This window comes from Candidatus Didemnitutus sp. (genome assembly GCA_019634575.1).
Taxonomy (GTDB): Bacteria; Verrucomicrobiota; Verrucomicrobiia; order Opitutales; family Opitutaceae; genus Didemnitutus.
The window spans coordinates 246,595-270,908 of record JAHCAY010000001.1; the positions used below are offsets into that span (position 1 = coordinate 246,595).

Here is a 24,314-nt window from a genome sequence, read left to right on the forward strand (position 1 = left end):
CACTAACCCTCCCAAGAAACTCCCATGAAATCCTCGCTCCGCTCCCTCCTCGCCGCCGCGACCGTGTCGCTGGCGCTCACTGCCACCGCTGCGTTCGCCGCGGATGAAGATTCCGGCTTCGTCGACATCGGCCAGCTCCTTCCGTCCGCCAAGGGCCAGTTCGTCGAGGTAAACCTTTCGCCCGCGATGCTGAAATTCGCCGCGCGCATCGCCAAGCATCAGGACGCCGACGCCGCCGACATCGTCGGCGACATCCAACGCATCCGCGTCAACGTCGTCGGCCTCGACGACGCCAACCGCGCTGCCAATGTCGAAAAGATCGAGGCCGTCCGCGCCAAGCTCGAGAAAGCCGGCTGGCACCGCATGGTCACCGTCCGCGAGGAGAACAAGGGCGACGATGTCGCCATCTTCGCCAAGCTGAAAGGCGAGGACGTCATCGAAGGCCTCGTCGTCACCGTCATCGACCACAAAGGCGAGGCGGTCTTCGTGAACGTCGTCGGCAGCATCAACGCCGACAAGATCGGCGCGCTCGCCGAGAAATACGACATCGAGCCCCTGCGTCACATCAAGTTGAACGCGAAGGTCAAGGCGAAGGCCTGATCGCTCCCGTTCCCTCGCCAACGCCATCGCCGACTCTCCCGTCATGAATCCGACGACTCCGCAAACTCCCGTCGCGCGCCGCCGCCGCGTCTGGCCCTGGGTGCTCGGCATCTGCCTCGCGCCGTTCGTGATCATGGCCGTCGCGGTGGCGAGTTATGTCACCCTCGACAGCGACGCCGCCGCCCTGCGCCGCAACGTCATGAAGGCAACCAACGCCGACTGGCACACCAAAGTCCAGTGCAGCGTCGGCCGGCTCACGCTCGGCGCCGTTCGCGGCGGCCTGCTCTTCGTGCGGAAACCCGAAGTCGTCGACGCCCGCCTGGCGCTCGCCGCGGTCAAGCACGCCAGCGTCGGCGTCTACGAACGCCGGAGCCAGTCCGGCGAGTGGTCGCGCGAGCAGCTTTTCGTGGACACCGACCGGGCGATGCAAAAGCGCGGCTGGACCCGGCTGGTCGGCGTCTCCGATCGCGGCGAAGCCGAGGCGGTCCTGATCTACACGCCGGAAAATCTCGATGAGGGCGATCCGATCGACATCTGCATCGCAGTCGTCAACCGCCGCGAATTGGTCGTCGTCTCGACGACGGTCGATCCGGACACGCTCACCGAGCTGGTGCAGCGCCACACGCCCGAGCAGATCAAGAAGATCGCATCCCGGCACCAGAAACTGCTTTGAGTGGTGCGCAGTCCACAGGGACTGGCCAACCTCGATTTTCCGCCTGCGTCATGCAACGCAGGCGTTTTTTTGCACCGCGCGGTGTTGCGCGGTGGTAAATCTCCCGAAAACTGTCGGCGTGCCCAGCGACGCGCCGAATCACCCGACGAAGCCGGCCCTGCCGACCATCGTGCATCTGGATGCCGACGCATTCTTCGTGTCGTGCGAACTGGCGCTGCGGCCGGATCTGCGCGGCAAGAAGACCGCGGTGGGCGGACGCGAGCGCGGCATCATTTCCTCGGCCAGCTACGAAGCGCGCGCGGCGGGTGTCTACACGCCGATGCCGACGAAGCTCGCCCTGCGCGTCTGTCCGGATCTGATTTTGCTCCCGCACACTTCCGGCCTCTACGGCAAGAAGTCGCGCGCGATGTTCGACCTATGCGAAACGCTCACGCCGATCGTGCAGCGCAATTCGATCGACGAAGGCTACCTCGATCTCGGCATGTGCGGCTTCAAGACCGTCGCGGAGACCGAGACGCGCGTCCGGGCGTTGCAGCAGCGGATATGGGACGAACACCAAATCCCCACGTCGTTCGGCATCGCGGCGAACAAACTCGTCGCGGCCATCGCCAGCAAGGCGCGCAAGCCGCGCGGCTTCACGGTCGTATTGCCGGGACAGGAAGCGGAGTTCCTTGCGCCGCTTTCCGTGGGCGTCCTGCCGGGCATCGGCAAAAAAACCGAGGAGCGGTTGAAGGCCGTCGGACTCAAACTCGTGCGCGACATCCTCGCGTTGAGCGAGCGGGAGGTGGAGGAGACGTTCGGCAATTTTTCCGCCGAGATCGTGCGCATGGCGCGCGGCGAGGACGACCGGGTGGTGCACGTCGACCACGAGGACGCGAAGTCGTATTCGCAGCAGGAGACGTTCGGCGAGGACATCTGGGACTTTGCCGAGATCGAACGCATCGCGAAGCGCATGATCGACGATCTCATGCCGTCCGTGCGCGGCGACGGAAAGCGGGCGCGGACCCTGACCGTGAAAGTGCGCTATCCAGGCATGGAGGACAGCTCGTGCGGCCGCAGTTTGGCGGTAGCCACCGATCTCGAGGCCCCGTTCTATCCGCTGGTCGGCCCGTTGCTGAAAGCGGCGTGGACCAAGCGCCGCCCGCTGCGGCTGGTCAGCGTGCGCTTTTCCGGCATCGAGGAACCGGCCGCACAGCTGGAAATGTTCGCGCAAGCCGACGAAAAGAAACGCCGGCTCGCCGCCGTGTTGGATAAAATGAACACCGGCAAGAAACCCACCGTGCAACGCGGCCACCAACTCGGCGACCGGTGACGGTGCGCCGCACATTTGCGCTCGGCGGACGGCGAGGCACGGGCAAGAGCGCTGCCGTCCTGGACGCAGAACGCCCGCGAATTTCGATTTGAAAACACGCGAGGCTCCGCAATCCGTGGGAGCCCGTCCGCCATGCCAATCTACGAGTATTACAGTCCCGACACGAATCGCATCTACTCGTTCTTCGCGAAGACGCTCGCGCAGGGGAAACTCACGCCGCGCTGCCCGGACAATCCGAGGGCGCGCATGGTTAAGCTCGTCTCGAACTTCGCTGTCGGCGGCAACCGCAAGGAGCCGTCTGCGCCGGCCGCGCCTGCGGCGGGTGATCCGGCCGAGGATGCGCGCATAGAAGCGGCGATGGGAGCGATGGAGCGCGAGTTCGGCGGCGTCGACGAAAACGACCCGCGTGCCATGGCGCGCATGATGCGGCGCATGGCGGAGCTCAGCGGCGAGAAACTCGACGAGCCGATGGAGGAAGCCGTGCGCAAACTCGAAGAGGGCGCCGATCCCGATTCGCTGGAGGAGCAGATGGGCGACGCGTTCGCGGGCGAGGGCGGGACGGAGGACGGCATGCCGGCGGATGCGGGGAAGAAGCCGGAACCGCAAGAAGGCAGGGCGAAGTTCAAGGTCCGTCGCCCTCCGCCCACGCGCGACCCGAAGCTTCACGACTACGATTGAGCGCTGCGGGTGCGCGCCTCGGTTGCACGCACTCTGCGCTTGGTTCTTGGCCGTTCTCGTGTTCCTTTGCGCGGAATGTCTTCCGCCATCGACTCACGCATCGAAGCAGCCAAGGCCGCCGTGCTCGCCGAAACCGGGCGCCTCCATGCCGAATTCGGCCGCACGAAGGCGCAGATCAAATACGACGGCACGCGCGTGACGCCGGTCGACATCGCCATCTCGGAGTCGATCCAGGCGGCGATCGCCAAGCAGTTTCCGGAAGACCAGTTTTTCAGCGAGGAACTGGCGGTCACGGACCAGCCGGTGCCAGTGACATCGCGTTACTGCTGGGTGCTCGACCCAATCGACGGGACGAACAACTACGCGAACGGCATCATCTATGTCTCCATCTCGCTCGCGTTGCTGGAAAACGGTGAGCCCATCTACGGCGTCATCTACGACATGGCGCGCCGGACGTTGATGCACGGCGGTCGCGGTCGCGGCGTGTGGGACGACGGCAAGCCCGCGCGCGTGGCGCCCGAGGCGCCGCACGGACACAGCCTCATCGGCTTCCATTCCCCGGTGGAGAAAAGCTACGCCGCCGAGGGCAAGCGCATCATCGAAGCCTTCAAGATCCGCGGCCTCGGCAGCAGCGCGCTGCACCTGGCCTATTGCGCGACCGGCCATCTCGACGGGGTGGTGGAGCACAACAACCGGCTCTGGGACATCGCCGCCGCGGCCGCGATGATCGAGGAGGGTGGCGGTCAGCTCGACTACCTCACGCCGACGCCGTTCCCATTAAAAGAATTCTGGCTCAAGAGCCCGCGCGTCCAATACCTCGCCGGCAACGCGGCGATGGTGGCGAAGCTGCACGAGACACTCGGCCGATAAACGCGGCGCAGATCTTGCGTTTAGGCATGCTTCTTACCGCGCGAGCGCGGCGGAATCCTTCAATCGCGCGCGCAACGTGACGTTGCAAGGAGCAAGAGCTCAACCTTTGCCCGATTGGACGAGGAGCATCGAGCGACCAGACCGAACAAGAAGGAGTGCATTATGCTCGCTTGGAGCGAACAATTCGCCACCGGCGTGCCCCTCGTGGACACGCAACACAAAATGCTGATCGAAAAGATCAATCAGATGGAACAACTTCTCGTTGGTCCGCCGCCACCGAAAGCGAAGTGCGACGAGTTGTTGAACTTCCTCGGTTCCTACGTCGGCACGCATTTCAAATTCGAGGAAGGCTGCATGGAGAAGGCACATTGTCCGGCCCATGAAAAGAACAAGGCCGCGCACGCGGCGTTCCTGGATCTCTTCGCGAAATACAAGTCGCGCTACGCCGTTGAAGGACCAAAGCCGGAGCTGCTGAAAAGCCTGCACGGTGCGGCGGCGGACTGGATCAAGAATCACATTCTCTCGATCGATATTCAGCTCAAGGCCTGCGCGAAACACTGAGCGTGGGCGGCGGGAAGGAGCGTCGGTGCTCGTTGGTCGATCGGATCGCCGATACTGCGGCGGCGTATCCTCGGATGCGGTCTGAGCATAGTTCGGTGGAGCGCGTTCGGTGGAGTGCGTCCCGTGCTTGAAGTGCGGCGGCTTGAGCCCGCCGAGCGAATGGCTCTCGCCGCCGAGGTCTACGGAGCTCGACGCAAGCGCGCGATCATGCGTCGATCGATTCCGGCATGAGCGCGGTTGTCGACGGGAATGAAATCGCCGGTGTGCCGGGCCGAGTGTTGGTCAGCTTCTGCAGGCGTCGATTGAGATCGGTGATCGAGGCGTTCACGGCGCTGACGCTCTCCGATTGCTCACGTGAACCGCAGGAAATCTCCGCGACGGCGGTGTCGAGCTCGCGGGCTTTGCCTGCGACGTCTTGCAGCGTTTCGCTCAAGGCAATCTTGAGCATCTCGCATTGACTGATCCAATTCACGGCATCCTCGACTTTGCTGGACGTCTGTTGCGCGGCTTCAGAGGCGTCCTTTGCGAGCCGGCGGACCTCGTCGGCGACGATGGAAAAGCCGGCGCCCGCCTCGCCGGCACGCGCCGCTTCGACGGCGGCGTTGAGCGCGAGCAGATTGGTCTGGAAGGCGATTGCGTCGATCGTCTGCAAAATCTTCGAAATCTCGCCGCTGCTCTGGTTCAGCGCCTCGATCGCATCGCCGATGGCCTGCAACTCACGCACACCGCGGTCGGCGGTTTCGTGAGTCGCGCTGGCGAGAGAGGTCGTTTGTTTGGCCTGGTCGGCGTGCTGTTGGATCAGCGAAACCGCAGTGCTGAGTCGGTCGTTAGCACGCGCCACCGAGGCGGTTTCCTGCTGCAGCGTAACGGTTGACGCGGCTTGGGCTTGCCGAGCTTCGTCCACGGCGATGGCGAATTCGTGCGCGGCCGCATCGGATTCCGCGACGATGGCCGCGATCGCGTTCGAGGTGCTCCGGTAGGTCCAGATGGCCACAAGCAAGGCGACTCCTCCGCAGGCGAGCCCGATCCAAGTCTCACTGGGGCTCGCGTTTCCACGCGACAGCACGACCGCCGGTGTCCCCGCCAGAATTACGAGAACACCGAGGCCAATTGCGTATTTAGTCCGCGAGTGGCGAGGGTTCATGGCGCGAAGACCGGACGATGCGCTCGGCTTCATCCTGGTTATCGGCACGGCGCGCCGGCGATTCACCAGCGACGACGGCCTGCAGCGGCGCTGCTGGCGGTAATTAGACGCGGTATTCGTGCAGCGGCACGGGATCGAGCAGCTTCGTGTGCGGCAGCTTCTCGGCGAGCTGCTGCATGAACCAGGCGCGCGCCGGCGGATCGCCGTGAGTGATCACGAGCGAACGGGGTTGGCAGTCGATGGCGAATTGCAGCAACTCCTCGCGGTCGGCGTGCCCGGAAAGGTCGAAGCGCTCGATCTGGCAGCGGATTTTCGTCTTCACGTTGACCGCGTCGAAAAGGAACTCGTCACCCTGGCGCGAAGCGAGCAGGCGGCCGCCGGCGGTGTCGGGGTCGCAATAGCCCACGAAACAGATCGCGTTCTTCGCATTGCCGGCGAGCGCCGAGGCGAGTGCGTAGGACGGCGTGTTGTCCACGACCATGCCGGAGCTGACGACGTAGATGCCTTGCTGCGGCGGCTGCTTGCCGGGCTGGAGATCGCGGGGCGTTTTGCGCACACCGAGGTCTTTCAGGATCGTGCGGGTGAAGTGCACCTGACCGGTCTTCTTGGCGATGTCGTCAAAGTAGTCGCACAGATCCATGCCGAGGCCGGACGCGAAGATCGGGGACTCGACGAGTTTGCCGAACTTTTTCGCGTCGTGGAGCACGGCAAGGATTTCCTGCATGCGGCCGAGCGCAAAGACTGGAATCAGCACCGAGCCGTCGCGCTGGAGCGTCTCGTTGATGGTGTCGACGAGGCGCGTGACCTCGCGCAGGCGCGAATGGTCGGACGGGCGTTCGGTCGCGCCGCGCGTCGTTTCCATGACCAGCGTGTCGTAGCGGACGCGGGGAAATTTCGCGGGGTTGATCGTGCGCTGCGCCTCGAAGAGGACGTCGCCCGTGAAGAAGATGCGGCGGTGCTTGTGCACGATCTCGACGCCGGCGGCGCCGACGATGTGGCCGGCGGGGAAGAAGGTGAATTCGATCTCGTCGCGCTGGCCGGAGAATTTCTTCGGGTTGTTGAAGCCGTGCGCGTGCAGGCGCGGCATGAGGCGATCGATCTCCTCGTGCGTGAAGAGCGGGTAATCCATCACGTTCTTTTCCGCGCGCTCGCGCACCATCACGTTGGCGGAGTTGTGCAGCATGCGATCGATGATCATGCGGCTCGGTTGGGTCATGACGACCGGCGTGTTCGGATGCTCCCTCATCAGAATCGGCAGCGAACCGATGTGATCGAGGTGGCAGTGCGTGATGATGATCAGGTCGAGCTCGACGTCGCGCAACGGCGTCAAATCCGGTGCGGCCTGGCGGCCGACTTGTTTCGGATGCAACCCGCTATCGATGACGAAATGAAAATCGCCGAGCTGGCAGTATGTGGAATTGGCGCCGATGCCGCCGTCGCGATTGAGATCGATGAGCTTCATTGCGGGGCTGCCAAGGAGGCGCACCGCACCGGCAAGGGCAAGTTAAAGCGCTGTCCGGTTTCCGTCACGCGGGCAACGCGCGCGTCATGCCGGCGGGATTTCCAGAGCGAATTCCGGGATGCGCACGAAGATGTGCGCGCCGAACTCGTCGACGCCGTGAAAACTGCCGTGCACGCGCGCGTCAGTCGCGGTGACGTGATAGCTGTTGTAGGAAAAGTGTTCGCCCGGTGCGAGGCGCGGCGTCTCTCCGACGATGCGGTCGCCTTCGATGACGAGGCGCGTGCCGTCGCCGTGCACGACGACCCATTTGCGACCGAGCAACGTCACGGTGCGGTCGGCATCGTTGTGGATCGTGAGGTAGTAGATGAAGGCGTGCGGTCGGTCCGGCGGGAGCTCATCACCGCCGTGGCGGTAGACGAGTTTATCTAATTCAACGCGAAGTCCGCGTAATTCCAGTGGAGCTGAGGGCATTAGACGTTGAGCGAATTTTCGCTGAGCGGTTGAATGGATTTACCGGAGGACCCCATGAAGAAAATCGCGGATGTCGCGAGGGAGATTGGAATCGCGGAAAAGCATCTGGTGCTTTTCGGCCAAGACAAGGCGAAGGTTGCGCTCGAGGCACTCGAGAACAAGCCGTCGCGTGGGAAGCTGATCTTGGTGTCGGCGATCACGCCGACGCCCGCCGGCGAAGGCAAGACGGTGACGTCGATCGGCCTCGCGCAGGGCATCGCCAAGCTCGGCAAGCGCGCCGCGCTGGCACTGCGCCAGCCGTCGATGGGGCCAGTCTTCGGTCGCAAGGGCGGAGCCACGGGCGGCGGTCGCAGCACGGTGCAGCCCGCGGTGGATATCAATCTCCACTTCAATGGCGACTTCCACGCGATCACCTCGGCGCACAACCTCCTCGCGTCGATAATCGACAACCAACTCCATCTGAAACAGTCACGGCTCACGCCGACGCAGGTGCTGTGGAAACGCGTCCTCGACGTGAACGATCGCGCGCTGCGCAATGTCGTGCTCAACGCCGGCGGCAAGTCGGGCGAGCGCCGGAGCGGCTTCGATATCACCGCAGCATCCGAGATCATGGCGATCCTTTGCCTGAGCGAATCGATGCGCGATCTGCGCGCCCGCCTCGATCGCATCGTGATCGGCTTCACGACGGAGGGCGTGCCGGTGCGCGCGTCGGAATTCAAGGCTACCGGCGCCTTGCTGGCGCTCCTGCGCGATGCGTTGAAGCCGAACCTGGTGCAGACTTGCGAGGGCGTGCCGGCGTTCGTGCACGGCGGGCCTTTCGCGAATATCGCGCACGGTTGCAACTCGGTGCTGGCGACACGTCTGGCACTCGCGCACGCGGATTTCGTGGTGACGGAAGCGGGGTTTGCCTTCGACCTAGGCGGCGAGAAGTTCATCGACATCAAATGCCGGCAGACGGGCCTCAATCCCGACGCCATCGTGCTCGTGGCGACGGTGCGCGCGCTGAAGTTGCACGGCGGCGCACCGGCCGACGCGCTCGCGCAACCGGACTTCGCGGCGCTCGAACGCGGACTCGCCAACCTCGAGGCGCATGTGACCGCGGCGCGGAATTTCAACCGCCCTGTGACGGTCGCGTTGAACAAATTCCCGAGCGACACGCCCGACGAACTCGTGCGGGTCCGCGCGTTCTGTCACGCGCTCGGTGTGGAGTGCGAGGTCTCGGAAGTCTTCGCGAAGGGCGGGGAGGGCGGACTCGCGCTCGCGGAAACCGTGCTGCACTCGATCTATTCCAGCACTCCGCCGCTGCAATACACCTACCGCGACGAACAGCCGATTCGCGAAAAGATGGAGGCGATCGCACACCGTTTCTACGGTGCCGACGGCGTCGACATCCTGCCCGAAGCCGAGATCAAGCTCGGGCTCTTCGAGATCGCCGGCTTCGGCAAGTTGCCCGTGTGCATGGCCAAGACGCAAAATTCGCTCACTGATGATCCGGAGAAGATCGGCCGTCCGCGCGGCTTCCGTGTCACGGTGCGCGATTTCGAACTGGCGGCGGGCGCGGGCTTCGTCGTCGCGCTGACCGGTCAGATGATGCGCATGCCGGCGCTGCCCAAGGTGCCGGCGGCCGAACATATCGATGTCGATGCCAGCGGCGACATCGTGGGAATTTCCGGCACCTGAGCCGGGCCCTAACCCCGAGCAGGCGAGCGGTCGGCGCGAGTCGGCCGCTCGTTTTTTTGCCGACGCGCGTGTCACGGAGGTTTTCCCGCTTGCCAGCCTACGCGGCCGTCACGTCCTTAGATTGATGGCTAAGCTCGCGCTCCTTTCCGTCTCCGACAAACGCGGCCTGGTGGACTTCGCCACCGCCCTCGTCCGCTCGCACGGCTACAAGCTGTTGTCGACCGGCGGCACCGCCAAACTGCTCGCGGAAGCGGGTCTGCCCGTCACTGAAGTGAGCGCGCACACGGGTTTCCCGGAGATGATGGAGGGTCGCGTGAAAACGCTACATCCCAAGATCCATGGCGGCCTGCTCTGCCGGCGCGACAAGGCCGATCACCTCGCGGCCGCGGAACAGCATGGCATCGACCTGATCGACCTCGTGGTCGTGAATCTTTATCCGTTCGAGCAGACTGTCGCGAAGCCGCACGTCGAGTTCGAGGAGGCGATCGAGAACATCGATATCGGCGGCCCGTCGATGCTGCGCAGCGCGGCGAAGAACCACGAGAGCGTCAGCGTCGTGTGCGATCCGGCGGACTACACTGGCGTGCTCGCGGCGCTGGCGGCGGGCGAGGGGAGCGCGGAGTTGAAGGCGCTGCGTCGCAAGCTCGCGTTGAAGGTTTTCCAGCGCACCGGCGCCTACGACACGGCGATCGCGAAGTATCTCGAAACCCAGCAGGACGAGCCCGACCTCGAAGCGCTGAGCGGTTTTCCGGCGACCTATTCGCTCTCGCTCAAGAAGGCGCAGAGCCTCCGCTACGGCGAGAACCCGCACCAAAAGGCGGCGCTCTACGGCACGTTTCACGAGCACTTCCAGCAACTGCAAGGCAAGGAACTCTCGTATAACAACATTCTCGATATCACCTCCGCGACCTACCTGATCGGCGACTTCGAAAAACCGACCGTTGCGATCCTCAAGCACACGAATCCCTGCGGCGTCGCCAGTGCGGACACATTGCTCGGCGCGTGGGAAAAGGCCTATGCCACCGACCGTCAGGCACCGTTCGGCGGCATCATCGTCGTCAACCAGACGCTCGGCCAGGACGTCGCGGAGCAGATCAAGGACATCTTCACTGAGGTGATCATCGCGCCGCGTTTCAGCGACGAGGCGCTGGCGATTTTCGCCAAGAAAAAGAACCTGCGCCTCATGATCGCAAAAGGCGGCATCGGTGCCGATGCGCTGCAGGAAGTGCGCTCGGTTGTCGGCGGCGTGCTCGTGCAGGACCGCGACCGCTCGATGGAGAAGATGGCTGGCTGCAAAGTCGTGACCAAGCGCCAGCCGACCGCGGAAGAGTGGGATTCGCTGCTCTTCGGCTGGAAGGTCTGCAAGCACGTCAAGTCGAACGCCATCGTCTATTGCCGCGGCGAACAGACCCTCGGCGTCGGAGCTGGCCAGATGGCGCGCGTCGACAGCTCGCGCATCGCGGTTTGGAAAGCCGGCGAGGCGAAACTCGATTTGCGCGGCTCTGTCGTGGCGAGCGAGGCGTTGTTTCCGTTTCCCGATGGCTTGCTGGCTGCCGCCGATGCCGGAGCGACGGCGGCGATCCAGCCGGGCGGTGCGATCCGCGACGAGGAAGTCATCAAGGCCGCCGACGAGCGCGGCATGGCGATGGTTTTCACGGGCGTCCGCCACTTCAAACACTGAGCTGGCGTGATCCGTGCACGCGCGATGCGCCCGCGAGCTGCGGCGCGCATCGGCGGACCTCGGCTGAGGCGGGATGGAGGCGCAGGGCGAGACGGACGCTACTGCGCGAGGCCAAGGCGCTACTAGTCGAACGGCCCGTGGATTTCGACTAGCCGCCGCACGCGAGTGAGGGCAACCTACGTGCATGTTCGACCCCGTTGAGAAACTGAAGGAATACGTCCGTCACGCCAGCGTCTCCGCCGATCCGAAGTTCAAGGACGGCATGGTGGGCGCCCAGCAGTTCCTGACCTCGTTGTTCAAGGAGCTCGGCTTCAGCGTCGATGTCGTGCCGACGCAACTGCACCCGGTCATCGTCGCCAAGCGCATCGTCAACCAGACCTCGCCGCACGTGATCATCTACGGCCATTACGACGTGCAGCCGCCGGACCCGCTCAACCTCTGGACGACGCCGCCGTTCGAGGCGACGGTGAAGGGCAACCGCATCTACGGTCGCGGCACCGCCGACAACAAGGGCCCGCTGCTTGTGCACGTGGCCGCGGTCGGCCAGTTGCTCGAGGAGCAACCCGACCTGCCGCTCAACATCACCTTCGTCGTCGAGGGCGAGGAGGAGATCGGCTCGAAGAACTTCAAGGACTTCCTGAAGGCGAACCGCCACCGCTTCGACGGCGACTTCATTTTCATGTCCGACACCGGCATCCCGTCGCCCGATCAAATGGTGATCACCGTCGGCCTGCGCGGCATGTTGGCGTTCGAGATCGAGCTCACCGGTCCGAAGATGGACCTGCACTCCGGCATGAATGGCGGCGTGTTGATGAATCCGCTCCAGGCGCTCGCCGAACTCTGCGCCTCGCTGCATACGCCGGACGGCCGCGTGAACATCCCGGGTTTCTACAAGAAGGTCATCGAACCCGAGCAGTGGGAACGCGTGCAATTGAAGAAGGCCGGCCTGAAGAAGGACGCTTACCAGAAATTTCTCGGCATCTCGAAATTCCACACGCCGCCCGGCTACAATCCGTTCGAGGCGATCCGCTTTCTGCCGACGCTCGAGTTCAACGGCTTTTCCGGCGGCTATCAGGGCGAGGGGACGAAGACGGTAATCCCGAGCAAGGCCTCGGCGAAGGTCACCTGCCGCCTCGTGCCGAATCAGACGCCGGAGAACGTGAAGAAGCTCATCTTCGACACCGTGAAGAAACGTTGCCCGAAGGGTGTCTCGATCAAGATCACCGAGCAGCACGTCGCGACGCCCTACGTCGTGATTCCGCCCGATCGCTCGAACACGCCGAAGAACCAGTCGCCGAAACTCGCCGCGTGCTTCCGCGCGCTCGACAAGGCGGCGAGGGATGTTTGGGGTAAGGAGCCGCTCTATCTCCGCGAGGGCGGCAGCGTCGGTCTCATCGCCGACATCAAGGAAGTGCTCGGGCTCGATGCGGTGATGATGGGCCTGTTCCTCCCCGAGGACAACCTGCACGCGCCGAACGAAGGCTTCGATCTGCGCGTGATGAAAAAGGGCATCGCCACCAGCAAGAGCGTGCTCGCGCAGTTGGCGAAGAGCTGACGCGCGCAAGCAATCACGCGAATCGCAGGACGAAATTTCGAGCGGCGCTTCATGGCGCCGCTCTTTGTTTTTCCGCGCCGTGTGCGAACGCCTTTGGCCGAAAATAAAAAAGCCGCGGCGAACCGCGGCTTGAAGATCGGGAAGGCGAGGGCGCCTTACTTCGTCAGCTCGATGAAGTCGACGCGACGGTCCTTGGCCCACTCAGCGTCGGTGCCACCCTGCTTGGCTTCGGTCGAACCCTTCGAGAGGATCTCGAGTCGCTTCGAGTCGACGCCGAGATGCTCGAGGAAGCGGCGGACGGCGTTCGCACGACGGTCGCCGAGGCCGAGATTGTATTCGGCGGTGCCACGCCAGTCGCAGTGACCTTCGAGGACCATGCGCTTGTCGGCGTTGTCCTTGAGCCACTTGACGGCGGCTTCGAGCTTGGCGCGTTCGCGCTCCGGAACGGCGGCGCGATCGAAGTCGAAATAGACGGGCTCCACGACGCTCTTGCCGAAGGGAGTTTCAGCGGGACGATTCTCGAGACCGGTGCCGGGCGCCTGGTCTTGCGGGATGGCAACGCTGTTCGGATCGATGGTGTTGCCCATCTGATTCGCACCGGCGTTCGGGTCGCGCACGGGTTTCTTGGAGCAGGCCGCGAGCAACAGCACGGAGCCGGCGAGCGCGACGCTGAGGAACTTCTTAAGATGCTTCATGGAAAAGAGGCGAGAATGGCGCGAGTTATCGGTAATCCCTTGGGGGCGGCAAGAACGAAAACCCTGCCGCTGCTGTCATCACGCCCAAGCTTGGGAGCGATGGTCGATCAGGCCGATTTCGAGGGCGTAGCGGGTGAGGCTCGCGACGTCGTGGAGGTTGAGTTTCCGCATGAGGTTCGTGCGGTGGTTGTCGACCGTCTTGACGCTGATGCCGAGCTTCTGGGCGATCTCCTTCGTGCTGTGGCTTTCGGCCACGAGCTTGAGGATTTCGCGTTCGCGATCCGTGAGCAGGTCGGCACCGGAGGTGGGGGAGTTGTTCGCGACGACGTTGCGCAGAAGCGCAGCGACGCCGGGGCCGAAATAGGTGCCGCCGTTCGCGACAGTCTCGAGGCCCTTCTTGAACTCGGTGAGGCCGGCCGTCTTTTCCACGAAGCCGTGGGCGCCGGCCTCGAGCATCTCGCGCACGAGCGCGGGGCTCTCGTAGCCGGAAAAAACCATGATGCGCGTCGTCTTGAGCTGCTTGGCGATGCGGCGGAGGATGTCGACTCCGCTGAGGCCTGGCAGGCGAGCATCGAGCACGATGACATCGGGTTTCAGATCGAGGCAGAGGTTGCAGGCGGCTTGGCCGTCGCCGGTCTCGCCGACGATTTTGTAGCTCGGGTCAATCCGGAGAATCTCCGCGAGCATCTCCCGGATGGCGGTCTGATCTTCGACGATTACGATGCGTTTGATTTGGGGGGACGTAGCCACGTGGTATTGGGAAAAGGGCCCGAGGGCGGGTGAGGAACTTAGTGGCCGCAGGTAAGACAAACGGCCCGGAAAACACAACCCGGATGTTTGCGCAACCGGAGTGCCCGCACGCACTTGGAAGGGATGGTGGGTCGACTGGGATTCGAACCCAGAACCAACGACTTAAAAGGACGCTGCTCTACCATTGAGCTATCGACCCCAAATCCAAGTAAGCGGGCAGTTTATTTTTTCAGATGGCGGGCAAAGCAAGAATTATTTGGCACTTCGCGGCCCAACGTTCAACGTCCATCCCCTCCGCCGGCCGGACTTCAACACCGATCGGCCCGGAGAATTTTCTGTGGGAACAATTCACGAATTTCCAAATCCAAACGAGCCTGAGCACATGACAGCCAAGGCCCAGGAAGTCGCATTGGATCGCATGCTGGTGGAACGCTTCAAAGGCGGGGACTCCGCCGCGTTCGACCAGCTCGTCACCCGTTACTGGGATCGCATCTACGCGATGGTCAACCAGCTCCTGCGCAACCAGCAGGACGCCGAGGAGGTCACGCAAGACGCCTTCATCCGCGCCCATCGCGGCCTGACGAATTTCCGCGGCGAGTCCGCGTTCTCCACGTGGCTTTACCAGATCGCCACGAATCTCGCACGCAACCGTTATTGGTATTGGTGGCGGCGCAAGCGCGACCAATCCATCTCGTTCGACGCCCCCCTTGGTGCCGATAACGACACCACGATCGCCGAACTCATCCCGTCCGAACAGGAGACTCCCGAGGACGCCACCGTCACGCAGGAATTCGTCAACCGCGTGGCCGAGTGCATGGAGGAGCTCAACGAGAAGCACCGGGAGATTCTGATCCTGCGCAACGTGCAGAATCTCTCTTACGAGGAGATCGCCGACATCCTCGGTATCAGCGTCGGCACCGTCAAAAGCCGCATCGCCCGCGCCCGCGAAAGCCTGCGCGAGAGACTGGGGGAGGAATTTCAGCAATGAAGGACACACGTTTCACCGAACTGGTGAACCTCTACATCGACCGGCAGATTTCGCCGGACGAGGCTACCGAGCTCGAATTGGAAATTCAGTCCAATCCGCGCCGGCGCCAGGTTTACCTGCAATACTGCCGGATGCACCGCGCCACCAAGCTCGTCTATGAGAGCTTCCGCGCCCAGACCGAGCAGACCGGCCAACCAGCCCGCCAGCCTGCGACGATCGCCCACATCCAAGGGCGGATTCGCCAGCGCCGCTTGCGGTGGGCCTACGCCGCCAGCGGCCTTGCTGCCGCCGCGTGCGTTGCCTTCGTGGTGATGCGTTCGAATTTCTCCGACGCCACGCCCGCGTCGACTGATCTCGCCGCCAAGCCTACGTCGACCGCTCCGGCCGTGGCGACGGTCGCTCAACCCGCACCGGTCGCCGTGGCCGCCGTGCCGCAAGCGCCTCGCGCCGAGACCACGCCGCGACAGGCCATCACCGCGGACTACGCAGCGATCTTCGCCTCGCTCCGCCAGGACGAAAGCCGCCTGCTCGGTCTTCCCAGCGGCACCGCGCCGCGCCTCAACTCGCTGTTCGACGACGGCGTGTTTGACGAACGCACAGCGCTCCAGAATCGCGCCAATCTGCTCCAGAAGACCAAGAACCCGCGCGCACAGACGGAGTTCACCGCCTTCCAGTTCCAGCGCTGAGCGCTGTCCAAGTCCTTCGTTACCCGGCCCGCGTCGAATGACGCGGGCTCTTTTTTAGCCCAGCGCTTTCTTGATCAGCGCTTCGGTCGTCGCCGTGGGGCCGAGCGCGACCCAAGCTTGGCGCACTGCCTTGTCCGCGTCGGCAGCTTTGTAGCCGAGCGCGACGAGGGCCATGACGGCATCGCGGACTTTGTTGTCGGCCGGCGCCGGCGATTCGCCGCTCGCCGCAGACGCAGGCGCGACGACCGGCGCGGCTCCGAGCTTGTCGCGCAACTCGATCACGAGTCGCTCGGCCGTCTTCTTGCCGATGCCCGGACACTTTGCGAGCAATCCGACATCGCCAGCAGCGATGGCACCTTGCAGCACCGGCAACGACAGCTTGCTGAAAATACTGAGCGCCGTCTTCGGTCCGATACCGGAAACCTTTTCCACCAACAACCGGAAGAAGTCGCGTTCATCCTCGCCGGCGAAGCCATACATCGTCTGCGAGTCCTCGCGATAAACCACGAGCGTATGCAGTCGCGCTTGCTGGCCAGGCTGGGGGAGGCGCTCGGCCGTCGTGACCGGAATGTGCACCTCGTAAGCGAGGCCACCGGTCTCGATGACGGCGTGGAGCGGAGTGGCGCTGACGAGCGTGCCGGTGATGCGCGTGATCATTTCAATCCTTCAGGCCGAGCACGTCCTGCATGTCGTAGACGCCCGGCTTCTGGCTGACGACCCATTGCGCGGCACGCAGCGCGCCGCGCGCGAAAATCTGGCGGTCGCTCGCCTTGTGCGTGAGCTCCACGCGTTCGCCGAGCGCCGCGTAGATGACGGTGTGATCGCCGACGACGTCGCCGCCGCGCAGCGCATGCACACCGACTTCATTCGGCGAACGTTCGCCCGTGATGCCGGAGCGGCCGTGACGCAGGGCGTCAGCGGCGGCGAGCTTGCGCTCTTCGAGAATGATCTCGAGCAGGCGTGCGGCGGTGCCGCTGGGGGCGTCCTTCTTGAAGCGGTGGTGCATTTCCACGACCTCGGTGTCGTAGTCGGCGCCGAGGACGCGTGTCGCGCGACGGGTGAGCGCGAAGAGCAGATTAACGCCCACGGAAAAATTGCCGGCCCAGACTGTCGGCACCTGCGCGGCGAGCGCCGCGAACTTCTTCTTCTCCTCCGCGCCGTGACCAGTGGTGCCGATGACGAGCGCCTTTTTCTGCGCGACCGCGAGTTCGATCGCGCGGTGCGTCGCGCTGTGCACGCTGAAGTCCACGAGCACGTCGCCCAGCGCGAGTGCGGCGGCGAGATCGTCGCTCGCATCGACGGCTGCGGCGACGGGCAGCTGCAGATCCGCGGCGGCCGCGAGTAGTGCACGGCCCATACGCCCCTTGGCACCGTTGATGATGAGACGGGGAGCGCTCACTTCTTGGCGGCGAGGGTGTCGAGCACGCCGAAGAGGGTTTTGCGATTCGCTTCGAGCAACGGGCAGAGCGGCGAGCGGACTTCGTCCGAAGCAATGTGTCCGGCACGGGCGAGCGCGGCCTTGATCGGCACCGGGTTGGCCTCGATGAAGATGGTCTTGAACATCGGGTAGAGCTTCCGGTGCAGTGCGCGGGCCTTGGCGAAGTCGCCGTCGAGCGCGAGGCGCACCATTTTGCCGGTCTCTTTGGGATAAAGGTTCGAGGCGACGGAAATCACGCCCTTCGCACCGACGGACATGAACGGCAACGTGAGCGAGTCGTCGCCGCTCAGCACGGTGACGGAGTCGCCGCACGCTTGGAGAATCTGGTCCACGCGATCGACGGAGCCGCCGGCTTCCTTCACCCATGCGACGTGCGGGTAGCGCGCGCGAAGTTTCTCAATGATGCCGACGCTGATCTCCACGCCGCAACGGCCGGGAATGGAATAGAGGATGATCGGCTTGTCCGTCGCGTCAGCAATGGCGCAGAAATATTCGAAGATGCCCTGTTGCGTCGGCTTGTTGTAGTAAGGTGCGACCACGAGCATGGCGTCGACGCCGGCGCGGTCGGACTCCTTCGTGAGATGGATCGCCTCCTTCGTGGAGTTGGAGCCGGTGCCAGCGATGACTGGCGTGCGACCGCGCGCGGCAGCGATCGTCGCGCGGATCACCTCGAGATGCTCTTCGTGGTCGAGGGTGGGCGACTCGCCCGTCGTGCCGACCGAGACGATGCCGTCGATGCCGGATTTTATCTGGAAATTCACGAGCGTGCGCAGGTCGTCGTAGGCGACCGCGTCATTCTTGAACGGCGTGACGAGGGCAGTGATGGTCCCGGTGAAGGGGCGGCTGGACTTCATGGAAAGTTGTCTCAACGATTCTGAGGTCCGTAGGCAAAACAAGCTTCGCTGCCGGTTCACGCCCAAAATTCCCCATGAGCACAACGGTTCACACCGAAATCATGAAAGATCTGCTGAAGCTCGCCGTCGAGAGCGGCGCGAGCGACATCGTGATCAAGTCGAACAAGCCCGGCTACCTGCGCATGGGCGGCCGGCTGCGCGCGGTGGAGATGGATCCGATTACCCACGAGCAGGCGGACGCTTGGGTCAGCGAGCACGTGCCGTCGGTCTTCCGACCGAATTGGGAAAAGGACGGCCAGGTGGACTTCGCGTATGCCGCGGCGGACGTCGGGCGCTTCCGCGTGAACGGTTTTCATCAGCGTGGCACGGTCTCGATCGTGTTGCGTCATATCAAGAGCCGCCCGCCGACTTTCGAGGAGCTGAAGATCGAATCCGACGTGCTCGTGAAGCTCGCGCAGGCCAAGGACGGCATCCTGCTCGTGTGCGGCGCCACCGGCTCCGGCAAGAGCTCCACCATGGCGGCGATGATGAACTGGATTAACCAGAACCTCGACAAACACATCGTCACCATCGAGGACCCGATCGAATACACTTTCAGCGACGACAAGTCCGTCTTCCAGCAGCGCGAGATCGGCATCGACGTGCCGAATTTCGAAATGGCGATCAAATCCGTGCTGCGCCAAAATCCGGACATCATCCTCATCGGCGAAATGCGCGACAAGGAGACGTTCGAGACTGCGATCTCCGCGGCCGAGACGGGCCACTTGGTGTTCTCGACGATGCACGCCGCGACCGTCGCGCAATCGCTGACGCGCCTCTTTGAGTTTTTCCCGCCCGAGCAGATCGCGCAGGCGCGCCGTCAAATCGCTGGTTCGCTGCGCGGCTTCATCTGCCAGAAGCTCGTGCCCGCACTCGAAGGCGGCGGCCGCTTCGCGGCGCACGAAATCATGGTCGCCGATGCCACGATGCGAAACCTGATTCTCGAAGGACAGAACGACAAAATCCAACAGTTGCTCGATGGTGGCGCCGATGGCATGTCGAAGTCCTTCAACAAGGACCTCTATCGTCTCATCAAGGAGGGCAAGATCAGCAAGGCCGACGGCCTGCGCTTCTCGCCCAATCCGCAGGCGCTGGAGATGAACCTCAAGGGCATCTTCTTCAAGACGTGAGCCGCCGGCTCGCAGTCGCCGCACTTGTTACAGCGTTGGCATCGACCGCCGCCGCGGACGACCCGAATGCGCCGCTCGCAGAAGCCAAGCAACAGCTGCAATCGCTGCAAAGGGACGAGGCCGCACAAAAGGCCGGCACTCCCAGCGGAGTGAAACTCGACCTCCCGTCGCTCAACACTCCCGAAACGAATGCGCCGCCGACGCCACCGCGGCGCGAAGAACGGGCGACGTCTGAGAAAGCCAAGGCGCGCCGCGACTGGCTGGTCGACGGTTTCAACAAACTCGAGCGGCGCAAGCCGAGCGCCGGTGGAATCGCGAAGGAATCCGACTTACGCGAGGACGAGACCAAACCGCTCGATCCGGCCGATCCCGACTATTTTCTCCGGGTTTACGAGCGCCAACGCGCGCAGAGCGAAGCACGGCAACTCGACCCGAACGGCATCCCCGACACGAAACTGGCGAATTCCGTGACGGCCGACCCGTTTGCGCCGTTCCTGCAAGATTGGCTCGCGAACTCGCCGGTGCGCGACGCGTTGAAGGAGTCGTTGCCCGCCGACCCGGCGTCCGATCGCGCCACGACCGCGGACGGTGTGGGGCCAGGCCCTTCGGCACGAATTGTCACGAACGCGGGCTCCCCATCGATTGACGCGAGCGCCGGAATGCATTCCGCGGCGGGCAATCCGTTCATTCAGGCGCTCGGCTTGCCATCTTTCGATCAGCCCCGCTCGGTCGATGCGCGCCCATCCGCCATCGATACGGGCATTTCATCGGCGACCTCGCCCGTGGCGGCGCCGAACACGGTCTACGACCTCCCGGAACGCGCCAAATCCGACCTGAAACTCACGCTGCCGCCTCCGCCTTCGGAAGACAAAAAATACTTCCCACAGCTGAAAAAATTTTAGGGCTTGGATTCAACGCGGCGGACCGGTTTAACCGGCCCCTTTCATCTATGTCTCTGGCACTTCTTTTCGCAGGGCAGGGCGCCCAAAAGGTCGGCATGGGCAAGTCGCTTTACGACGGCTCGGTGGCGGCGCGCGCGCTTTACGATCAAGCCAACCAAGTGCTCGGCTGGGACTTGAAGCAAATCAGCTTCGAGGGCCCGGAGGCGGACCTCACGCAGACCAAGGTGTGCCAGCCGGCGCTGTTCGTGCACGGGCTCGCCGTCCTCGCCGCCCTGAAAGAGCGAGGCAAGTTGCCGGAAGTGACGTTCGCACTCGGCCTTAGCCTCGGCGAAGTGACGGCGCTGACCGCGGCGGGCGTTTTTGATTTTGCGACCGGCTTGAAGGTCGTGGCGCGTCGCGGCGAACTCATGCAGCAGGCCTGCGAGAAAAGCGTCGGCGGCATGGCCGCGATCATCGGCGAGGAACGCGCGAAGGTCGCCGAACTCTGCCGCGAGTTCGACATCGAGGCGGCGAATTTCAACGCGCCCGGCCAAATCATCGTTTCCGGCGAGAAGGCCAAGGTCGAAGCGCTCGTCGCGGCGGCGAAGGACAAAGGCCTCAAGCGCGTGATGCCGCTCAATGTGGCGGGAGCTTACCACAGCCGCCTGATGGAGCCGGCGCGTGCGGAGTTTGCGCAGTTCCTCCAGAGCGTCACTTTCAACCGCCCGACGTTCACCGTTTTCACCAACACCACTGGCCAGGCCGTGAGCGAGCCGGCACAGATCCGCGAGGCGCTGGTCAAACAGGTGGTGTCGAGCGTCCTTTGGGAAGATTGTATGCGCAGCGCCGTCGCAGCGGGCGCCACGGAATTCTGGGAGTGCGGCCCGGGCGGCGTCCTCGCCGGCCTCGCGCGTCGCACCGAGAAGGCGTGGGTCGTGAAATCGTTCAGCGAACTCTCCGAACTCCCCGCCTAATGGCCGATTTGCTCACTCGAAATTTCTGCATCATCGCACACGTCGATCACGGCAAGACGACGCTGTCCGACCGCCTGCTCGAATACACGAACACCGTGTCGCAGCGCGTGCTGACCGATCAGCACCTCGACGCGATGGACCTCGAGAAGGAGCGCGGCATCACGATCAAGATGCACCCGGTCGTGATGCATTACCCGGCGAAGGACGGCAAAACCTACAAACTGCACCTCACCGATACACCGGGACACGTGGACTTCTCCTACGAGGTCTCGCGCTCGCTCGCGGCGTGCGAAGGCGCGCTGTTGCTCATCGACGCCGCCCAGGGTGTCGAGGCGCAGACCGTCGCGAACGCGCACCTCGCCTTCAACCAAGGCCTCAAGGTCATCCCGGTCATCAACAAGATCGACCTGCCGAGCGCGAATCTCGAACTCTGCATCAAGCAGCTTGAGGACATCCTCACGATTCCGGGTGAAGAGGCGATTCTCGCCAGCGGCAAGGCCGGCATTGGAATTCAGGACATTCTCGAGGCTGTCGTGACGCGCATCCCGGCGCCGCGTTGGACGGATTACCCGACACTGCGCGCACTCGTGTTCGACTCGAAATACGATTCCTACCGCGGCGTGATTTCCTACGCGCGTGTCTTCTCCGGCACGATCAAGGCCGGCGAAATGATGATGCTGATGAGCACCGGCCAGCGCTCCGAAGTGAAGGAAGTCGGTGTGTTCCGCCCGGCGATGGAGAAGGTGAGCGAACTCGGCCCGGGCGACGTCGGCTACATCGTCTCGAACATCAAGAGCACCGACGAAATCAAGATCGGCGACACCGTCACGCATGCCAACAAGCCCGCGAGCGAGATGCTGCCCGGCTACAAGGAAGTCCGCCCGATGGTCTACTGCGGCCTCTATCCGCTCGAGTCCGACGATTACGAGAAACTCAAGGTCGCGCTCGGCAAACTGCGCCTCAACGACTCCGCACTCGTCTATCAGACCGAGTCGTCCGTCGCGCTCGGCTTCGGCTTTCGCGCGGGCTTCCTCGGCCTGCTGCACATGGAAGTCATCCAGGAGCGCATCCGCCGCGAATACGACGTCGACATCATCTCCACCTATCCGAGCGTCGTCTACAAGGTCACGAACCACGCGAAGGAAACGATCGAGGTCGATAACCCCGTCGATCTCCCGGATCCGGCCTCGATCCTCGAAATCGCCGAGCCGACGATCAAGGCGCAGATCCATATCCCGAACGAGTTCATGGGCGACATCATGAATCTCATCATGGAAAAGCGCGGTTCGCTCGACCACACCGACACGCTCGACGGCGCCCGCGTCATGCTCACCTGCGTGCTGCCGCTCAACGAGATCCTCGTCGATTTCAACGATCGCCTGAAGAGCATCACGCGCGGCTACGGCTCCATGGATTACGAGCTCGGCGAATATCGCGCGTCCGACCTCGTGAAGATGGACATCCTGGTAAACAGCGACCCGGTCGACGCATTCGCGAGCATCGTGCACCGCTCGAAAGCCGAGACCCAGGGCCGTGCGCTCTGCGAGAAATTGGCCGACATTATTCCGCCGCAGATGTTCAAGATCGCCGTGCAGGCCGCCATCGGCGGCAAGATCATCGCGCGCGACAACGTCCGCGAGATGCGCAAGGACGTCACCGCGAAGTGCTACGGCGGCGACATCTCCCGCAAGCGCAAGCTCCTCGAAAAGCAGAAAGAGGGTAAGAAGAAGATGAAGCAGATCGGCAAAGTCTCCATCCCTCCGGACGCCTTCATTCAGGTTCTCAAAACCAACAACTGAGTTCGCCCCTTTTTCCGCCGTGTTCGACTTTCTCCTCTCCGAAGAAAAAAAGATGCGGCGCCATGCCGCGAACTGGCTCGAAGTCGCCGAGCGCATCTACAACTTCCGCCGCGACCAACTGCCTGCTGCGCAGGTCCAGCAACTCGTCGCCGCCAGCGGCGACCTCAAGCTGCGCCTCAAGGACAAGGCCGACGCCTCGAAGCTCAAGATGGCGATCGAGAAGCTCGAGGACGTCCTCCGCCAGACCGGCGGCCGCATTTATCCGACCTCGTCGCTGGTCGAGAACGTCGAGTTCTTCCTCGTCGCCGCGATCGTGATTCTCGGCCTGCGCGCGTATTTCGTGCAGCCATTCAAGATCCCGACGAACTCGATGTGGCCGACCTACTACGGCATGACGCACGAGCTCATCAAACCGGGCGAGGAGCCTGGTGTGCTCGGCCGCCTCGGCCGCCTGCTTGCATTCGGCGCGACGCACTACCAGGCCACCGCTGCCGCCGATGGCGAAGTGCTCGTGCCCGCGTTGAAGTTTCAGGATGGTGAATTCCACGTGGTGTCGACCCAACGCGCTGGACGCGCGCTCGGCTTTTTCCCGACGACTTACCGCGTCTACACCTTCCTGGTGAACGGAACACCCACCGAACTGGAGGTGCCGGCGGACTTCGGCTTCGAGCGCGTGCTCGACGAGGCCTTCGGCGGCAAGAACCGTCCTTTCACCCGCGTGCTCCGGGAGCAGGCGCTGAGTAGCGGTCGCACGCCGGAGTCCTCGATTCTCACGATTTCCGCCGGCGGACGCACCTTTGACCAACGCGTCTACTGGATTCCCGTGGGCAAGCAGGTGAAGCGCGGCGAGCCGATCCTGTCGTTCGACATTTTGACGGGCGATCTGCTGTTCGTGGATCGCATCACCTACAATTTCTTCCCGCCGAAGGTGGGGCAGGGCTTCGTTTTCAAGACCGAGAACATCCACAGCGACGCGATGACCGGACCAAACGGCGAGCAGTTGCGCCAATACTACATCAAGCGCCTCGTCGGCACTCCCGGCGACAAGATCGAGGTCCGCGCGCCCAAATTCGTCCGCGACGGCGGCGACAACTCGAACGATCCCGCCGCACAGCTTTTTCGCAACGGCGCGCCCATCGCCGGCGCCGACGCCTTCAAAGCAAATTCGGAGAAACGAGGACTCTATCCGGGCTACACGAACGTCGGACTGCTCGGCATCGGAAACGTCGTCGAGGTGCCGGCGAATTCGTTCATGGCACTTGGCGACAACTCGCCGAACAGCGCAGACAGCCGCTACTGGGGTTTCATCCCGGACAAGGACGTCGTCGGCAAGCCGCTGTTCATCTACTATCCGCTCACGCGCCGCTGGGGCCTAGCGCGCTGACGCGCACGA

The 24,314-nt window shown here is 63.5% G+C and carries 23 protein-coding genes and 1 tRNA gene; 15 read left to right on the top strand and 9 right to left on the bottom strand.

Annotated elements, in window-relative coordinates; translation table 11 throughout:
• Window positions 1–24: 24 nt before the first annotated feature.
• From KF715_00920 to KF715_00940, 5 genes are all read left to right on the top strand, one after another.
• Complete coding sequence (locus KF715_00920) at window positions 25–600, top strand: DUF4252 domain-containing protein (GenBank protein ID MBX3735225.1); 576 nt, start codon at window positions 25–27, stop codon at window positions 598–600.
• A 512-nt stretch (window positions 601–1,112) separates the two neighbouring features.
• The gene (locus KF715_00925; protein MBX3735226.1) at window positions 1,113–2,585 is read left to right on the top strand and encodes a DNA polymerase IV; all 1,473 of its coding nucleotides are present in this window, start codon (window positions 1,113–1,115) and stop codon (window positions 2,583–2,585) included.
• A gap of 132 nt (window positions 2,586–2,717) precedes the next feature.
• On the top strand, window positions 2,718–3,263 hold the full coding sequence (locus KF715_00930) for an FmdB family transcriptional regulator (GenBank protein ID MBX3735227.1): 546 nt from the start codon (window positions 2,718–2,720) through the stop codon (window positions 3,261–3,263).
• A 75-nt stretch (window positions 3,264–3,338) separates the two neighbouring features.
• Window positions 3,339–4,133: an inositol monophosphatase gene (locus KF715_00935; protein MBX3735228.1), complete on the top strand. Its 795-nt coding sequence runs from the start codon at window positions 3,339–3,341 to the stop codon at window positions 4,131–4,133.
• A gap of 162 nt (window positions 4,134–4,295) precedes the next feature.
• Window positions 4,296–4,694: a hemerythrin family protein gene (locus KF715_00940; protein ID MBX3735229.1), complete on the top strand. Its 399-nt coding sequence runs from the start codon at window positions 4,296–4,298 to the stop codon at window positions 4,692–4,694.
• A 205-nt stretch (window positions 4,695–4,899) separates the two neighbouring features.
• Here KF715_00940 and KF715_00945 read toward each other — a convergent pair whose 3' ends face one another.
• The 3 genes from KF715_00945 to KF715_00955 all read right to left on the bottom strand — a co-directional run bounded on the left by KF715_00945 (window position 4,900) and on the right by KF715_00955 (window position 7,771).
• Entirely contained in the window at window positions 4,900–5,838 is a 939-nt protein-coding gene (locus KF715_00945) for a hypothetical protein (protein ID MBX3735230.1), read from the bottom strand.
• 103 nt (window positions 5,839–5,941) lie between these two features.
• A complete protein-coding gene (locus KF715_00950) occupies window positions 5,942–7,300 on the bottom strand; it encodes an MBL fold metallo-hydrolase (protein ID MBX3735231.1) in 1,359 nt (452 codons plus the stop codon).
• A gap of 84 nt (window positions 7,301–7,384) precedes the next feature.
• Window positions 7,385–7,771, bottom strand: a complete 387-nt coding sequence (locus tag KF715_00955) for an ApaG domain (protein MBX3735232.1) — start codon at window positions 7,769–7,771, stop codon at window positions 7,385–7,387.
• A gap of 33 nt (window positions 7,772–7,804) precedes the next feature.
• Here KF715_00955 and KF715_00960 point away from each other — a divergent pair, with 33 nt between their 5' ends.
• From KF715_00960 to KF715_00970, 3 genes are all read left to right on the top strand, one after another.
• Entirely contained in the window at window positions 7,805–9,451 is a 1,647-nt protein-coding gene (locus KF715_00960; GenBank protein ID MBX3735233.1) for a formate--tetrahydrofolate ligase, read from the top strand.
• Window positions 9,452–9,575: 124 nt separating this feature from the next.
• Complete coding sequence (gene purH / locus KF715_00965; GenBank protein MBX3735234.1) at window positions 9,576–11,132, top strand: bifunctional phosphoribosylaminoimidazolecarboxamide formyltransferase/IMP cyclohydrolase; 1,557 nt, start codon at window positions 9,576–9,578, stop codon at window positions 11,130–11,132.
• A 184-nt stretch (window positions 11,133–11,316) separates the two neighbouring features.
• On the top strand, window positions 11,317–12,687 hold the full coding sequence (locus tag KF715_00970; protein MBX3735235.1) for a M20/M25/M40 family metallo-hydrolase: 1,371 nt from the start codon (window positions 11,317–11,319) through the stop codon (window positions 12,685–12,687).
• Window positions 12,688–12,842: 155 nt separating this feature from the next.
• Here KF715_00970 and KF715_00975 read toward each other — a convergent pair whose 3' ends face one another.
• The 3 genes from KF715_00975 to KF715_00985 all read right to left on the bottom strand — a co-directional run bounded on the left by KF715_00975 (window position 12,843) and on the right by KF715_00985 (window position 14,331).
• Window positions 12,843–13,382, bottom strand: a complete 540-nt coding sequence (locus KF715_00975; GenBank protein ID MBX3735236.1) for an OmpA family protein — start codon at window positions 13,380–13,382, stop codon at window positions 12,843–12,845.
• Between the two features lie 78 nt (window positions 13,383–13,460).
• Entirely contained in the window at window positions 13,461–14,114 is a 654-nt protein-coding gene (locus KF715_00980) for a response regulator transcription factor (GenBank protein MBX3735237.1), read from the bottom strand.
• A gap of 142 nt (window positions 14,115–14,256) precedes the next feature.
• Window positions 14,257–14,331 (bottom strand) — tRNA-Lys (locus KF715_00985).
• 183 nt (window positions 14,332–14,514) lie between these two features.
• On the opposite strand from KF715_00985, the gene KF715_00990 reads away from it, so the two are divergent.
• Both KF715_00990 and KF715_00995 read left to right on the top strand, forming a co-directional pair.
• Window positions 14,515–15,120: a sigma-70 family RNA polymerase sigma factor gene (locus tag KF715_00990; GenBank protein ID MBX3735238.1), complete on the top strand. Its 606-nt coding sequence runs from the start codon at window positions 14,515–14,517 to the stop codon at window positions 15,118–15,120.
• Complete coding sequence (locus tag KF715_00995) at window positions 15,117–15,806, top strand: hypothetical protein (protein MBX3735239.1); 690 nt, start codon at window positions 15,117–15,119, stop codon at window positions 15,804–15,806. Before KF715_00990 ends, KF715_00995 begins: the two co-directional genes overlap by 4 nt.
• Before the next feature lie 54 nt (window positions 15,807–15,860).
• Here KF715_00995 and ruvA read toward each other — a convergent pair whose 3' ends face one another.
• Genes ruvA through dapA form a run of 3 tightly spaced genes read right to left on the bottom strand, consistent with a single transcriptional unit; the run spans window position 15,861 to window position 18,098 of the window.
• Window positions 15,861–16,463 carry a Holliday junction branch migration protein RuvA gene (gene ruvA, locus KF715_01000; protein ID MBX3735240.1) on the bottom strand — a complete coding sequence of 201 codons (603 nt, stop codon included), beginning with the start codon at window positions 16,461–16,463 and terminating at the stop codon, window positions 15,861–15,863.
• A 1-nt stretch (window position 16,464) separates the two neighbouring features.
• Window positions 16,465–17,205, bottom strand: coding sequence for a 4-hydroxy-tetrahydrodipicolinate reductase (gene dapB / locus KF715_01005; GenBank protein ID MBX3735241.1), 741 nt, complete (start codon window positions 17,203–17,205; stop codon window positions 16,465–16,467).
• Window positions 17,202–18,098, bottom strand: coding sequence for a 4-hydroxy-tetrahydrodipicolinate synthase (gene dapA / locus KF715_01010; GenBank protein ID MBX3735242.1), 897 nt, complete (start codon window positions 18,096–18,098; stop codon window positions 17,202–17,204). Before dapA ends, dapB begins: the two co-directional genes overlap by 4 nt.
• Window positions 18,099–18,172: 74 nt before the next feature.
• Between dapA and KF715_01015 the strand changes: the two genes are divergently transcribed.
• Genes KF715_01015 through lepB form a run of 5 tightly spaced genes read left to right on the top strand, consistent with a single transcriptional unit; the run spans window position 18,173 to window position 24,305 of the window.
• Window positions 18,173–19,267, top strand: coding sequence for a PilT/PilU family type 4a pilus ATPase (locus tag KF715_01015; GenBank protein ID MBX3735243.1), 1,095 nt, complete (start codon window positions 18,173–18,175; stop codon window positions 19,265–19,267).
• A complete protein-coding gene (locus KF715_01020) occupies window positions 19,264–20,169 on the top strand; it encodes a hypothetical protein (GenBank protein ID MBX3735244.1) in 906 nt (301 codons plus the stop codon). The genes KF715_01015 and KF715_01020 overlap by 4 nt, the downstream gene beginning before the upstream one ends.
• A gap of 47 nt (window positions 20,170–20,216) precedes the next feature.
• Entirely contained in the window at window positions 20,217–21,122 is a 906-nt protein-coding gene (gene fabD, locus KF715_01025) for an ACP S-malonyltransferase (protein MBX3735245.1), read from the top strand.
• The gene (gene lepA, locus KF715_01030) at window positions 21,122–22,921 is read left to right on the top strand and encodes a translation elongation factor 4 (protein MBX3735246.1); all 1,800 of its coding nucleotides are present in this window, start codon (window positions 21,122–21,124) and stop codon (window positions 22,919–22,921) included. Before fabD ends, lepA begins: the two co-directional genes overlap by 1 nt.
• Window positions 22,922–22,940: 19 nt before the next feature.
• Window positions 22,941–24,305: a signal peptidase I gene (gene lepB, locus KF715_01035; protein ID MBX3735247.1), complete on the top strand. Its 1,365-nt coding sequence runs from the start codon at window positions 22,941–22,943 to the stop codon at window positions 24,303–24,305.
• The last annotated feature ends 9 nt before the right edge of the window (window positions 24,306–24,314 follow it).

Coding starts and splice junctions, on each gene's coding strand:
- KF715_00920 (MBX3735225.1), top strand. CDS start 25: ATGAAATCCTCGCTCCGCTCCCTCCTCGCCGCCGCGACCGTGTCGCTG.
- KF715_00925 (MBX3735226.1), top strand. CDS start 1,113: ATGAGGGCGATCCGATCGACATCTGCATCGCAGTCGTCAACCGCCGCG.
- KF715_00930 (MBX3735227.1), top strand. CDS start 2,718: ATGCCAATCTACGAGTATTACAGTCCCGACACGAATCGCATCTACTCG.
- KF715_00935 (MBX3735228.1), top strand. CDS start 3,339: ATGTCTTCCGCCATCGACTCACGCATCGAAGCAGCCAAGGCCGCCGTG.
- KF715_00940 (MBX3735229.1), top strand. CDS start 4,296: ATGCTCGCTTGGAGCGAACAATTCGCCACCGGCGTGCCCCTCGTGGAC.
- KF715_00945 (MBX3735230.1), bottom strand. CDS start 5,838: ATGAACCCTCGCCACTCGCGGACTAAATACGCAATTGGCCTCGGTGTT.
- KF715_00950 (MBX3735231.1), bottom strand. CDS start 7,300: ATGAAGCTCATCGATCTCAATCGCGACGGCGGCATCGGCGCCAATTCC.
- KF715_00955 (MBX3735232.1), bottom strand. CDS start 7,771: ATGCCCTCAGCTCCACTGGAATTACGCGGACTTCGCGTTGAATTAGAT.
- KF715_00960 (MBX3735233.1), top strand. CDS start 7,805: ATGGATTTACCGGAGGACCCCATGAAGAAAATCGCGGATGTCGCGAGG.
- purH (MBX3735234.1), top strand. CDS start 9,576: ATGGCTAAGCTCGCGCTCCTTTCCGTCTCCGACAAACGCGGCCTGGTG.
- KF715_00970 (MBX3735235.1), top strand. CDS start 11,317: ATGTTCGACCCCGTTGAGAAACTGAAGGAATACGTCCGTCACGCCAGC.
- KF715_00975 (MBX3735236.1), bottom strand. CDS start 13,382: ATGAAGCATCTTAAGAAGTTCCTCAGCGTCGCGCTCGCCGGCTCCGTG.
- KF715_00990 (MBX3735238.1), top strand. CDS start 14,515: ATGACAGCCAAGGCCCAGGAAGTCGCATTGGATCGCATGCTGGTGGAA.
- KF715_00995 (MBX3735239.1), top strand. CDS start 15,117: ATGAAGGACACACGTTTCACCGAACTGGTGAACCTCTACATCGACCGG.
- ruvA (MBX3735240.1), bottom strand. CDS start 16,463: ATGATCACGCGCATCACCGGCACGCTCGTCAGCGCCACTCCGCTCCAC.
- dapA (MBX3735242.1), bottom strand. CDS start 18,098: ATGAAGTCCAGCCGCCCCTTCACCGGGACCATCACTGCCCTCGTCACG.
- KF715_01015 (MBX3735243.1), top strand. CDS start 18,173: ATGAGCACAACGGTTCACACCGAAATCATGAAAGATCTGCTGAAGCTC.
- fabD (MBX3735245.1), top strand. CDS start 20,217: ATGTCTCTGGCACTTCTTTTCGCAGGGCAGGGCGCCCAAAAGGTCGGC.
- lepA (MBX3735246.1), top strand. CDS start 21,122: ATGGCCGATTTGCTCACTCGAAATTTCTGCATCATCGCACACGTCGAT.